At 46.5% G+C, this 13115-nt stretch carries 14 protein-coding genes and 1 pseudogene; 1 reads left to right on the forward strand and 14 read right to left on the reverse strand.

Annotated elements, in window-relative coordinates; genetic code table 11:
* Positions 1 to 79: 79 nt before the first annotated feature.
* Both AB8881_05110 and AB8881_05115 read right to left on the reverse strand, forming a co-directional pair.
* Positions 80 to 796, reverse strand: coding sequence for an aquaporin (locus tag AB8881_05110; protein ID XDZ64265.1), 717 nt, complete (start codon positions 794 to 796; stop codon positions 80 to 82).
* A complete protein-coding gene (locus AB8881_05115; protein XDZ64266.1) occupies positions 793 to 1293 on the reverse strand; it encodes an arsenate reductase ArsC in 501 nt (166 codons plus the stop codon). The genes AB8881_05110 and AB8881_05115 overlap by 4 nt, the downstream gene beginning before the upstream one ends.
* A 99-nt stretch (positions 1294 to 1392) precedes the next feature.
* Between AB8881_05115 and AB8881_05120 the strand changes: the two genes are divergently transcribed.
* Positions 1393 to 1560, forward strand: coding sequence for a DUF2256 domain-containing protein (locus tag AB8881_05120; protein XDZ64267.1), 168 nt, complete (start codon positions 1393 to 1395; stop codon positions 1558 to 1560).
* Here the strand turns inward: AB8881_05120 and AB8881_05125 are convergent.
* The 12 genes and pseudogenes from AB8881_05125 to AB8881_05180 form a co-directional block, all read right to left on the reverse strand.
* The gene (locus AB8881_05125) at positions 1540 to 2022 is read right to left on the reverse strand and encodes a YaiI/YqxD family protein (protein ID XDZ64268.1); all 483 of its coding nucleotides are present in this window, start codon (positions 2020 to 2022) and stop codon (positions 1540 to 1542) included. The two genes, AB8881_05120 and AB8881_05125, sit on opposite strands and share 21 nt — an antisense overlap.
* A 51-nt stretch (positions 2023 to 2073) precedes the next feature.
* Positions 2074 to 2511 (reverse strand): hypothetical protein, encoded by a 438-nt coding sequence (locus tag AB8881_05130; GenBank protein XDZ64269.1) that lies wholly within the window; start codon positions 2509 to 2511, stop codon positions 2074 to 2076.
* A 195-nt stretch (positions 2512 to 2706) separates the two neighbouring features.
* Positions 2707 to 3408: a response regulator gene (locus tag AB8881_05135; protein ID XDZ64270.1), complete on the reverse strand. Its 702-nt coding sequence runs from the start codon at positions 3406 to 3408 to the stop codon at positions 2707 to 2709.
* 17 nt (positions 3409 to 3425) lie between these two features.
* Entirely contained in the window at positions 3426 to 4136 is a 711-nt protein-coding gene (phoU, locus tag AB8881_05140) for a phosphate signaling complex protein PhoU (GenBank protein ID XDZ64271.1), read from the reverse strand.
* A gap of 8 nt (positions 4137 to 4144) precedes the next feature.
* A complete protein-coding gene (gene pstB, locus AB8881_05145; protein XDZ64272.1) occupies positions 4145 to 4927 on the reverse strand; it encodes a phosphate ABC transporter ATP-binding protein PstB in 783 nt (260 codons plus the stop codon).
* 7 nt (positions 4928 to 4934) lie between these two features.
* Positions 4935 to 6254 (reverse strand): phosphate ABC transporter permease PstA, encoded by a 1320-nt coding sequence (pstA, locus tag AB8881_05150; GenBank protein XDZ64273.1) that lies wholly within the window; start codon positions 6252 to 6254, stop codon positions 4935 to 4937.
* Positions 6247 to 7662, reverse strand: coding sequence for a phosphate ABC transporter permease subunit PstC (pstC, locus tag AB8881_05155; protein ID XDZ64274.1), 1416 nt, complete (start codon positions 7660 to 7662; stop codon positions 6247 to 6249). The genes pstA and pstC overlap by 8 nt, the downstream gene beginning before the upstream one ends.
* Before the next feature lie 193 nt (positions 7663 to 7855).
* Entirely contained in the window at positions 7856 to 8881 is a 1026-nt protein-coding gene (locus AB8881_05160; GenBank protein ID XDZ64275.1) for a substrate-binding domain-containing protein, read from the reverse strand.
* A gap of 137 nt (positions 8882 to 9018) precedes the next feature.
* On the reverse strand, positions 9019 to 10101 hold the full coding sequence (locus AB8881_05165) for an ATP-binding protein (GenBank protein XDZ64276.1): 1083 nt from the start codon (positions 10099 to 10101) through the stop codon (positions 9019 to 9021).
* A 719-nt stretch (positions 10102 to 10820) separates the two neighbouring features.
* On the reverse strand, positions 10821 to 11261 hold the full coding sequence (locus AB8881_05170) for a diacylglycerol kinase (GenBank protein ID XDZ64514.1): 441 nt from the start codon (positions 11259 to 11261) through the stop codon (positions 10821 to 10823).
* Positions 11262 to 12233, reverse strand: a pseudogene (locus tag AB8881_05175) (glycosyltransferase family 4 protein).
* Positions 12230 to 13093: a UDP-2,3-diacylglucosamine diphosphatase gene (locus AB8881_05180; protein XDZ64277.1), complete on the reverse strand. Its 864-nt coding sequence runs from the start codon at positions 13091 to 13093 to the stop codon at positions 12230 to 12232. Before AB8881_05180 ends, AB8881_05175 begins: the two are co-directional and overlap by 4 nt.
* Positions 13094 to 13115: the final 22 nt, after the last annotated feature.

Raw genomic sequence — 13115 nt, forward strand, 5'->3', positions numbered from 1 at the left:
TGGCGATTTCTATCCGCGCCGCATTCCTATAGCCAATAAGCCAGAATGGAAAGCATTATTTTCCCCTCAATGGAAAGGATTATTTTTCAGAACCGCCTGCCTTGTCAGGGTCGTCAGCACCGCCAATCCGGTTATCAGCCGCAAATAACCACCCCGCAAGCCGGCACGCTGGCCAGACCGCAAGCATCTGTGCGAGGATGAAAAACGGCATATCACCCATATGGATGCCGGAGAAACTGTCGGTCAATGATCGCGCAATCGTAACCGCCGGATTGGCAAAGCTGGTTGATGCGGTAAACCAATAGGCCGCGGTTATATAAAGCCCGACCATCCAAGCCACTGCGTCGGCGCGATATCTGACACCGCCAAAAATCACCATTAGCAAGCCAAAGGTCGCCACCCATTCAGATCCGTATTGGGTTAGGCCAGATCGCAGATGCGTTGCGTCTTGCAGTAATGGCGCCGCAAACATCCAATGCGCCAATAACGTTCCGCAGATACCGCCAGCAATCTGACAAATGATATAAAATGCCGCCAGTCTGGCCGATAAATCGCCACGCAGCAGAAAGGCCGCGCTGACCGCAGGGTTGAAATGTGCACCAGACACCGGCCCAAGCATGGTGATTAAAACAACAAGAATGGCACCCGTTGCAATGGTATTGCCAAGCAACGCCAGCGCCAGATTATTATTCGCCAATGTTTCGGCCATGATGCCCGAGCCAACCACCGTTGCGACCAGTGCCAACGTGCCAAACCACTCGGCAAAAAGGCGGCGGAAAAGATGATCCCGCGTCATGACCGGCCTGCCGCTTGCGCGCCGATGGCCCGCGCAATATCGCCAATGGTTTCTGTATCGGGATGCGCCGCGATTAACGCGCTAATTCGCGAACTCATCTCGGCATAGGTTGTTTGAAAGGCCGCTAGAATTTCGTCGTCACTGCCATTTGCAGCAGCCGGATCGACAACGCCCCAATGCGCCACCTGTGGATGACCCGGCCAGATCGGGCAGGTCTCACCAGCTGCATTATCGCAAACCGTTACAATCAAATCCATAGCCGGCGCATCATCACCGGCAAAAATATCCCAAGCTTTCGATGCGGCAAAGCCGGTCTCGATATCATGTGCGGCAAGCACCCGCAGCGCGAACGGATTTGGCGCACCGGTCGGCTGGGATCCGGCCGAAAATGCCTTAAAAAGACCATCGCCCAAATGACGCAGCACACCCTCGGCAATCAATGATCGCGCCGAATTTCCAGTACAAAGGAACAGAATATTTAGAGGCGTTGCTGACATTCTTTTTCCCTTTCAGCTAGGACTTTATTACCATGAAAGGCGTAGCGCCAAAATTATATGATAGGCGTGGCGCCGACGGTCGATTGATAGGGTTTAAATATGCCAAAAATGGTTCGAAAAGCCAATTTGCCGGAAAAGATTTGTGCCAGTTGTGGACGGCCCTTTCAATGGCGGAAAAAATGGGCGCGTGACTGGGAACAGGTTCGCTATTGCTCAAAACGTTGTCAGGGCGTCGGGGCATCGGCATCACCCCAGCCGCCCAGATAGCAATTGACCTTTGCGTATTTCCGCCTCAAGCGCATTGCGGAACCGTGAACGATCCTTTGCCGAAAATGCGGCATTTGCGCCTTTCCGGCCCGATTGCACCAGAAACGGATCAGCGGCGCGGATATCAGCCATTAAATCGCGGGTTGCCAATTGGCCGCCAATATTTGCTGCGGTAAAAACATCGCCATTATGCCGCATCGCCGCTGCCCCATTTGCGATCACCTTCGCCGCCAGCGGAATATCGCCGGTGATCACAATATCGCCTGGCACCGCCTGATCAGCGATATGTTTATCGGCCATGTCAGGGCCGTCAGGAACAATCACCAGTGTCACCAGCGGATTTGGCGACGGGCGGATACCGCCGTTCGAGACCAGCACAAGACGGATCTGATGGCGGGTCGCGATCTCTTCAGCTTCAGTTTTGACCGGACAAGCATCGGCATCAATATAGATTATCGACATTTTATCAGCCTTTAATGGTTGCTGCCCAAAACCGCGTAAATCAGATCGCGACTATTGATCCAACGCAACAATCGTTGCCTCAACCGCCGCCTGTTCCAGAACCTCGTTCACCAAACCGTTTTTCAGCGTTTCACCAATTGGCATTTCATCAATGAAAATGCCGAACTCCTCCGTGCCATAAAGATTTGCAGGAACCCACGCAAATAACGGACGGTGGCCTTTGGGGGCGCTTCGCTCAATTTCATCTGACAGCGCCTCAGGTTCGTCAAAACTGGTCGTAACAGCGACGGCAACAAAGAATTTCTGTTTACCCTCACCCGCCACATCAACGGTGACTGGCATCGTAATCACCACGTCATCCGCTTTACTCTCGTTCATATACTGCGCCAGCACACCGTCATAGTCGCGCATAATCACACCAAGCGGCACAAAGTGAGCAGGATTTTTGCTGCTAGGTGGCGCGCTACGCCTTCTTGATGTATTTGCCATAGTTGCTTCCACACACATTGCTACATATCGGCCAGCATTTGATTGCCTTAACCTATCTGTATTTTTCCCGAGTATCTTGATATTCCGAAACGGCCTTTAAATTTTCTATTGAACTCATTATTGTTTTCAAGCTCTAGCGGAGGTGAGCCTCAAAGGCAGAGGCCTCGAATTTTAGCATTAAACGAGATCTGTTTATTAATGGAGACCAGCTCGAAGGGAATAGCCACTACCACGCACCGTTCGAATTAAATTTGGCAATGAACCGTCGCCAGTATGATCAAGTGCTTTTCGAAGACGGCTTAGATGCACGTCAACCGTGCGCTCCTCCACATAAACACCATGCCCCCAAACAAGATCAAGGAGTTGAGCGCGACTAAACACCTGGCCTGGTCGTTCAATAAGAATCGATAAAAGGTGAAATTCCTTAGGCCCTAACGGAACCAACACATTCCCACGGTAAACCTCCACGCGGCTCGGGAACAACCGCAAATCTTCAAATTCCAGGACATCACTCATCGATGCAGGCTTAGACCTGCGCAACAACGCTTTAACTCTTGAAACCAACTCTCGGGGTGAAAAGGGCTTCGTCATGTAGTCATCAGCGCCAGTATCTAACCCCAAGGTTCGGTCGCCCTCTTCTCCGCGGGCACTAAGGATTATTACAGGCAGATATCTTGTCTCGTTACGTGATCGCAAGAGCCTGCATAATTCAATACCAGAAAGGTGGGGCATCATCCAATCTAACACCGCTATATCAGGCCGCCTATCTTCAATCGCCGCCATTGCTTGCTGACCATCTGAGGCAGAAACCACCTCAAAGCCTGCCTTCTTCAAATTAAAAGAGAGCAGTTCTAATTGATTTATTTCATCGTCAGCGATTAATACTTTAGCCAGCATTTCAAACCACCCTCAAATCAAGCCCCCAAAACCCTGCTAGTTCTATCGGCCTTTGGTCGGTCTTCTTCAGGCACGTGGCCCCTAACTAAGAAATGGACTTGCTCTGCGATGCCAGTGGCATAATCGCCAATCCGTTCAATATTCTTCGCTATGAAAAGCAAGTGCGCACCAGTAGCCACCATATTTGGATTTCGTGACATTGATGCAAGCACCTCTTTGTAAAAAGCGGTGTGCATGTGATCGACCTCAACATCACGGCTCCATACCTTTAGTGCCATCTCAGCATCATTATGCTTTAAGGACAGCATCACATCACGAACCATTTCCAGAGTAACATGCCCCATACGGCCAATATTAACACCGGGAATATTTTCGTTACCTAATTCAGAAAGAACCCTGGTGCGGTTGGCGATATTGCGTGCATAATCCCCCATGCGCTCAAGGATGGTCGCAATTTTCAATGACACAAGTACATAGCGCAAGTCCTGTGCCCGGGGGGCTCTTATAGCAATAATTTCAATTGCCTTTTCATGTATTTCAGCTTCTATTTTATCGAGTGCGGCGTCGCCTGTAATTACGGTGTCCAAAATAGCGTCATTCTGAGTTGCCAAACCTTCAATAGCTTTATCAAATTGATTACTCGCAAGCAAACCAAGCTCTTGCAATAAGTCGTTTAATAACTCTAAATCTTGATCGAAAGCAGAGCTGATGTGTTTTGAGTTGTCCATTTTTTGTCCTAACCAATTTTACCTGAAATGTAGGCCTCAGTCTGTTCATTTTTTGGCAAAGTAAATATATCTTTGGTGTTGCCATATTCTACCATCTCGCCAAGGTGGAAATATGCTGTTTTTTGCGATACCCGAGCTGCCTGCTGCATTGAATGAGTTACAATTAAAATAGTAAAACGCTGCTGCAACTCGCTTATCAATTCTTCAATCACAGAAGTTGCTATTGGATCCAGTGCTGAGCAAGGCTCGTCCATTAATAGGACATCCGGGCCAATCGCAATTGCACGGGCAATACAAAGACGTTGTTGTTGACCACCAGAAAGACCCGTTGCCTGGTCGGCTAACCTATCGGCAACTTCTTTCCAAAGACCCGCCTTTTTCAAGCTATCTTCGACTACTTCATCAAGTTCATTTTTATTTTGTGCAAGACCATGAATGCGCGGCCCATATGCGACGTTATCATAGATAGTTTTGGGAAAAGGATTAGGTTTTTGAAAAACCATGCCGATACGCGCCCTCAACAAAACAGGATCCACGTCAGGGCTATTAACATCAACATCACCCATGAGGATTTTTCCTTCCACCCGGCAGGAAGGAATTACGTCGTTCATTCGGTTAAAACACCGAAGGAACGTTGATTTTCCACAGCCGGAAGGTCCAATAAATGCTGTAACAGAACGGTCCTCAATATCGATGGACACGCTGTTCAACGCCTGTTTTGCGCCGTAGAAGACGTTGACGCCGACTGCACTAAGTTTAACCGCCTTAGCTGTTTCCGCTACCGAGTCCATTTTTACGTTACCACTTCTTCTCAAATTTTCGGCGCAAGAGAACAGCCGAGATATTCATTGTGATCAAAAAAGTCAAAAGCACCATGATGGCCAATGACGAGCGTTCGTAGAACGCTCTTTCTGCGCTATCCGACCATATGTAAATCTGAACTGGCAACGCTGTTGCTGGGTCAGTGAGGCTGGCAGGAACATCAACTATAAATGCCACCATTCCTATCATTATAAGCGGTGCGGTTTCGCCAAGTGCCTGCGCTATACCAATAATTGTTCCTGTCAGTATACCTGGTGCAGCTAGGGGCAACACATGATCTGTTGCCGCTTGCATACGCGAAGCGCCAAGTCCAAGAGCAGCGTCTCGAATTGAAGTTGGCACAGCTCGAATAGATGCTCGGGTTGCAATAATGATGGTTGGCAATGTCATCAAGGCAAGCACCATACCGCCAACCAAAGGCGCTGAACGTGGCATACCAAAAAAACCAAGGAATACAGCCAACCCTAAAAGACCGAATACAATTGATGGCACGGCTGCAAGATTATTGATGTTCACCTCAATAAAATCTGTAAGCCGTCCGGGTGGCGCAAAGTATTCAAGATACACGGCTGCCATTACTGCCAGTGGCAGTGCCAACAACACGGTAATCAATAACGCCATTGCCGACCCAACAGTCGCACCCAAAACTCCTGCACTTTCTGGCTCTCGAGAGTCGGCTGCAGTAAAAAATGTCTTGTTGAAAACCTTACGGATCCTATCATTTTTGACCAGCACATCTATCCAGGCGAGCTGTTGGTCTGTTAGCCGCCGCTTGGACTGATCGATACTCCGATCCATGCGGCCCTTCATAAGCATATCTACATCGTCTGAGGCTTTGATCCATATCTTAGTTTTGCCCGCGGATGGGCTGCTCATCGCCTCGATTTGCTTACGTAAATCGTACCCAGCATTTTCCGAAACAAGTTCACCAAGCGCCCTCTGGTCGAGCATACCTGTGACCTCTGGAAAATCAGCGCGAAAAGCTTTCTTAATCAATCCATTCCAGTTGAATTCCCTTGTCCTTTCGAGATCTAGGTCACCCTCTTTATTTAAGAGTTTTTCCAAAGGAAGTGTAACTTCAACCTGCAATTCTGTTTGCTTCAAAGCGGTGTAGCCATTACTGACAATGGTTGTTAATAAAATCGTTAGAAAACCGATAGCAATTGCGATTGCAAGAACACCGTAATTGCGCAGTCGTTGGGAAGCAGCGTGACGCTTTTTCAAACCCTGAGAAATTTTTATGAACCGAGCTTCAGTTTGATTATCGAGCTTTATCATTGTAACTGGATCACTCATAACGCTGCCCCAATCTTCGCGATGCAGTGAGAGCTGCAACATTCAACAACAACGTAATCACAAATAAAGTGATGCCGAGCGCAAATGCAGAAAGGGTTTTGACTGAGTCGAATTCGTTATCACCAGTGAGCAACATAACGATTTGCACAGTAACTGTTGTTACGGACTCCAAAGGATTAACTGTCATATTCGCTGCAACGCCGGCTGCCATTACCACAATCATCGTCTCACCAATGGCTCGACTTATGGCAAGCAAAAATGCGCCAACAAGACCAGGGAATGCAGCCGGCAAAACAACCCGCATAACTATCTCTCCCCTGGTGCTACCTAGCCCATAAGCACCGTCACGCAATGACTGTGGTACTGCAGTAATAACATCATCTGAGAGAGAAGAGATAAAGGGTATGATCATTATACCCATTACACCTCCGGCAGCGAGCGCACTCTGCGACGATACATCCAACCCAACAAAAAGCCCAAGATCTCGGAAGAATGGCGCAGCAGTTAGTGCTGCAAAAAACCCATAGACGACAGTAGGGATTCCAGCAAGCACCTCCAGAGTTGGCTTAATAACATTGCGGACCCGGCGCGGAGCAAACTCCGACGTATAGATAGCTGAAAACAGTCCGATCGGAACGGCAACCAGCATAGCGATGACTGCCACGAGCAATGTGCCTACCATCACCGGCACCATGCCGAATGAGCCAGTTGACCCCGCTACGAATTCATCCTTGGCACCAACTGCGCCTTCTCGAAGCGCAGTCATTGGTGCCCAATGCGTACCAAAGAAAAAATCAATCAAAGAGATTTCACGGAAAAACCTAAACGCCTCAAACAACAGAGACAAGACAATACCAATAGTTGTGAGAATGGCTATGCCTGCTGATAAGAAGAAGAGGCGGCGCAAAAATGTTTCGCATTGAATACGTGCACGAAACTCCGGAGAAACCCGCCTGTATGAGTAAAAAAATCCAATACACATTACTGCAGCAAGAGTTAATATCCGAGCACGATCCGTTGTGGCCTGAGCCCCAACGAGCAACTCCGCTTGAGCAGCCATAATGTCATCAGGCGCTTTTATATAACCAGCGGCAATATTGCCAAGCTGTGCCATTTTTAGGCTAAGAAAGGAGTCTGGAAGATTTGGATAAGCAGCTGCCATCCTAACCTTGGCAGCGCTCATTAGCATCGGGTCTGCCACGAACATCCAAATCAGGGCTAGAAGTAATGCTGGTATAAGAACCCACAAGGCCACATAGTAACCGTAGTATTGTCTGAGAGAATGCGCTTTCCCTTGGCCAGAAACACTCTTTTTGTGCACTCGATTCACAGCTAAGTAAAAAGACGCAATCGAGGAAACGACGGTGGCAAAAAAAACCAAAAAGTTTGTTGAAAAAAAAGTGTCCATCAAATCCTACAAACACAAAGCTCGGTTCACCTGTTTCAAGGCCTACCCAGTGTCAAATCATTTATTCGATATTTGAAGCCTAAAGCGATGACTTTATCATTCGGCCATTGGTTTATCACTTATAGTGCTCAAAGAAAAGGCATGCCACACATTCCTATCAAAAATGCGGCATGCCCTTACCGAGCGGTGTCGCTTAGAGCGAGTTACGTGCTGAAACTTGCTTCGCAAAATCGTCTTCAGACAATGGCACAAGACCAGCAGGGAAAAGGTAACCGTCTAAACCCATGGCTTTCTCTGAGACAAACTCGTTGATGAATTCCTTCATACCTGGGATCACACCAACGTGGGCTTTCTTCACGTAGAAGAAAAGTGGGCGGGCACCGGGGTATTTGTAGGACGCAATGTTTTCAAAGTTCAAATCAACACCGTCAAGCACAGAAGCCTGAACCTTGTCACGGTTCTGATCAAAGAAAGAATATCCGAAGATACCAAACATATTTTGGTCAGCAGCGAGTTTTTCGATGATAAGCGAGTCATTTTCACCGACTTCAATAGCGGCTCCATCTTCCCGAAGCTTTTTATAACCATCGCCCTTCAGGCCCAACTTTTTCCAGCCATTCTTCATAAACAACTCACCCATGGCATCGCGAGTTCCTGAGGTTGGTGGGGGAACCATAATTGACACTGGGATATTCGGCAAGCCTGCAAGCGCCTGGCCAGTTACCTTGGCGACATAACTATCAACCTGATCCCATGTCTTCAGTCCGTTTGCCGTTTCATTGGAAACGTTTGCTGCAACCTGGTATGGCAACGTAGCCGCCAAAGCAGCGGCGATGTGTGCGACAGAGATTTTAAAAGATTGACCGCTTAGGCTGTTGGAGAAAGCAATACCATCGTTGCCGACAATAAACTCCTGAAACTCAACACCAGCATTCGCACACAATTTGGCTTCTGAACTCTTCATTGCTCGCGATGCGTTAGTTACGTCAGGATGCTCAACGCCAACGCCTTTGCAAAACAACTTCATACCACCGCCGGTTCCGGTTGACTCGATAACTGGTGTCTTGAAACCACTGGATTGGCCAAATTTCTCTGCAACAATTGTCGCAAAAGGGTAAACTGTTGATGATCCTACAATTGAGATCTGGTCTCTGGCTTGCGCCACTGTTGTTATTGCAAGGCTCGCAACAACGCCCGCGAAAAGAGAAGTAAGACGCATATTAAACTCCTGAAATTTGAATTGCCCAAATGAAACTGTTCATTCGGTAGTCCGGCGTTGTTAAATACTGGAGATGTCACTTTGATTACAAATTTATTACAGATTTGTGACAAAACAAATTTAATCAATAATGATAGCTAAGAAATAAGATCATTAGTGGCTTTTGAAACTGGTACAGTTGGAAAGGCAACGGAAAATTTCGTTACATCATTTACTTTGCTCTCGATTGAGAGATAGCCACGATGTTTGTTGATGATATGCTTAACAATGGCAAGTCCGAGCCCTGTTCCGCCAATCTGGCGTGAACGCGCCTTGTCGACTCGGTAGAATCGTTCGGTCACCCTCGAAATATGACGTTCTTCGATCCCCTCACCAAAATTTATGACATCAATCTTAACTTTTCTTGGGTCGGTAACTTGGGCCGACAAAATAATTTCACTACCCTCGTAACCATATTTGATTGCATTCTCGATTAAATTAATGAAAACCTCTGTAATTTCATCGTGATTGCCAAATATCAATGGTCGGATAGCGTCCACAGCATCTCGTTCTTCATCATCCTGATCTTTGTCAGTTCGCTGTAACATTTTAAATTTTATTGACATGTTTTTTTTGCGGGCTTGGCCCGCCAAGGAATCACAAACAGCGCTTAATAATTGATTAATATTAATAATTTTTTCCGGGACGATATGCTCCTCAACCTCAACCCTTGATAAGGATAATAAATCATCGATTAGCCTCGACATGCGCTTGGCCTCTTCATCCATTATGCCCAGAAATCTTTTTTGCATTTCCTGATCATGGATATCCCCCTCTAACATCGTCTCCACGAAACCAGCGAGGCTAGTGAGAGGGGATCGCAATTCATGACTAACATTTGCGACAAAATCACGCCGAACATTTTCCAGATTTCTTTGCAATGTCATGTCCAAAAAAAGAAAAGCCACAAGGTTTTTGCCCACCCGTTTCATACGCACCTTGAATTGCTGCTCAACGATGCTTTTCGGTTCATATACAAATTCAATGAATTTTGTTTCACTAACGGCCCTGTTGAGTAGCAACATGAGGTCGCTGCGATCGATTAAATCGCAAATGTTACGGCCTGTCAGATTTTCACCCAACCACCTCACAGCTACTGAGTTGGTCGATGTGATAACTCCATCAAAATCAGTCAAAATCAAAGCATCATCAAGCATCGAGGCTAATTGACGTATTTTCATCTGCTTTCTCCGATCTCACGGCTACATAGCTTGTGATTTAAAGGTCAACGCCTTTTAAAGCCCGCCTATACACTGCGATTTGAATGCATAACAAAAGCAACGCGTGGAAGCCAAGCACGGAAATAAAATCGATGTGACAAATAAATAAAGGTCGGCACAATTAGGTGCCGCATTCACATAATTTACGCCTTACTGCAATATCTTTTTAATATTGCTGTGTTAACGAAATAATATGGCGGAGTGTGATGCCAGCGTTGAAATTGGCCTTAGACGCTTACAAGTTCAAAACTGCTTATTCAATACTGCAGCTAACCAAAGTTAATTCTGCATGAGTTCTCTGAAGACTAAGCGTCTTTAAATAAGGTAACCAGGTAAAAAATGATCAAAATCCTTGAAGCAAAAATCAGCTACATAATCGCCATGGTTGGCTTTTGGACGTTATACCAACAGAAAAAACGTCTTTGTAAAAAACACCCCTTACGCCGTTTGTCGTTTTAGGATCAGATAAACTCACATGGCAAAATAAAAGTGTGAAGATTGTCACAGCGCTCATAATTACGTCGCCGCCTCTTTGTTTTTATGCATGGGATTCTTGGATTACTAACATCATGGTCTCGGCGGTGAGCATAAGTTTAGTTGACAGTCCTCTTGCTCAAGTTCCTATTCAGTCCACCTTCCAAGGGTTAAGGCAGCTAAACTTTATAATTAAATAAAAACGCCTACTCCCCAAACAACCATCTCCAAACAAATAAAAAGTGGGTTGTTGCACACACGATTAGAGCAATCATTACAGCAGCGCTCCCGTAATCCTTTGCTCGTTTTGATAGTCCGTGATTTGACAATGAGATTCGGTCCACTGCAGCTTCTATACCGCTGTTCAGAAGCTCAACTATCCAGACCAGCGCTATTGTTATCAGCATCAAGGCTGTCTCTAATGCGCTAACCGGCAACAGCAGCGCTGTTGGAACAAAAAAAACTGCAAGAAACACTTCCTGACGAAAGGCACTCTCCTCACGAAATGCATGAATTAGCCCGGATAACGAATTTTTGGCAGCTGCAAAAACACGTTTCAGTCCCTGGTTCGACTTATGGGGGTTATCGGAAAAGTGATATTCACCCGGCCGAGACCTTGCCTGAACCAAATGATTTTCGAAAATCAACGTAGCGGCCTGCCAAGAAAACTGTTCAGCATGTGCGCGCACCAGTTTTCGATCAATATTCAGTGCTTCAAGACAAGCTGCTCGAAGGTCATGATTTAGAGCCCCTGCACCCGACATGCCAATCACATCAATTGGCCCAGTCACCGGATACGCAGCAACTGGCAAACCACAGCCCATAGCCTCCAATAACACAAGCCCGAACGTGTCAGTCTTGCTAGGAAAGACAAAAACGTCCGCATCATTATAAAATTTGGGAAGTTCAGCCATTTGCCTTGAGCCATGAAAAACTGTTTCAGGAAAGCGCGCTTGCAACGCCAACATCGCAGGGCCATCACCCACAACATGCTTTTCACCAGGCAAATCCAATGACAAAAAAGCTTCAAGGTTTTTCTCTACTGAGACTCGACCAACATAAATGAAAACTGGTTTTTTCTTTGCCTTACCTTGTATTTGCGGTCTTTCTGTTGGTTTAAAGAGATCAAGATCAACTCCCCGTGGCCATAGAACTGGCCTCCCAACTCTCCATTTTGATAAATCATCAATAACTGTCTGCGTTGGCGCCATTACTAGGTGGGAGGCACCGTGAAACCAGCGAAGAAATGAGTATGTCACAGCAAGCGGCAGCCTAACACGGGAGCGGACATACTCTGGAAACCTAGTGTGATAAGCGGTGGTAAAAAGAAACGAATTTTGTTTTGCAAACTTTCTAGCAGCGAGCCCAAGAGGCCCTTCGGTTGCAATGTGGATAAAATCGGGCTTCAGCTGCTGAATAATAGATCCAACTTTCCGACCCGGCAATACCGCTAATCGAATTTCTGGATAGGTAGGGCAAGGAATAGTCTTGAAAGCCTCAGGCGTTATCATCTCAACAATGTGGCCCATGGACCGCAAATGATCCCGTGTCATTGTTAATGTTCGAACTACACCATTGACTTGCGGATGCCAGGCATCGGTTACAATTAGGATTTTCAAAGTTTAATTCCCTGCGTTCGTGACGCGAATATCACTTGTGCATCAGGGTTTGAAAAGTTTTCTTCGGGTAGATTGAGCCCATTCTGTTTTTCGAACCCTGACCCAAGATTTTTGTGCCAGTCAACCAGCTCAAGTTTTCCATCAGTATGCTCAACAAGCGCAGAAATTGACTCAACCCAGTCACCATCATTGGCATATAAAATATCATCAATATAGCGAAGCTCAGGCTTGTGGATGTGGCCGCAGACGATACCATCACAGTTGCGCCGGCGTGTCTCAGTGACCATGACATGTTCGAAAGCTGAAATAAAAGAAACTGCCGACTTCACTCTCAACTTCAGATATTGAGACAGTGACCAATATGGTAAGTTTAACCAATTGCGAATTTTATTTAACAAACGATTTAGCTTAAGCAACACTCCGTAGGCATGGTCACCAACATAAGCTAGCCAGCGTGCGTGCTGAATTACATGATCAAAGAGATCACCATGCACCACCCACAATTTGAGGCCGAGTTTTGTTTCATGAACATGATCTCTCTTGATCCAAATTTCACCAAATTTCATGCCAACATATTCACGTGCAGCTTCATCATGATTGCCCGGAATGAAATATACCTTCGTGCCATGTCTGGCTTTCCGTAAAATTTTCTGAACAACATCGTTATGCGCCTGTGGCCAATGCCATCGCCGCTTGAGTTGCCAGCCATCTACAATATCCCCCACGAGATAAAGATATTCACTGCGTGTATGTTTTAAAAAATGCAATAGGAACTCGGCTTGCGCCCCTGGCGTTCCAAGATGAGTATCTGAAATCCAAATCGCTCTGTAGGTTAAAACTTGTTGACCGTTTTCATTCATTAGATCGGCCTGGCCCGTTAGA

Source organism: Alphaproteobacteria bacterium LSUCC0396 (assembly GCA_041228345.1).
Classification (GTDB): Bacteria; Pseudomonadota; Alphaproteobacteria; order Puniceispirillales; family Puniceispirillaceae; genus UBA3439.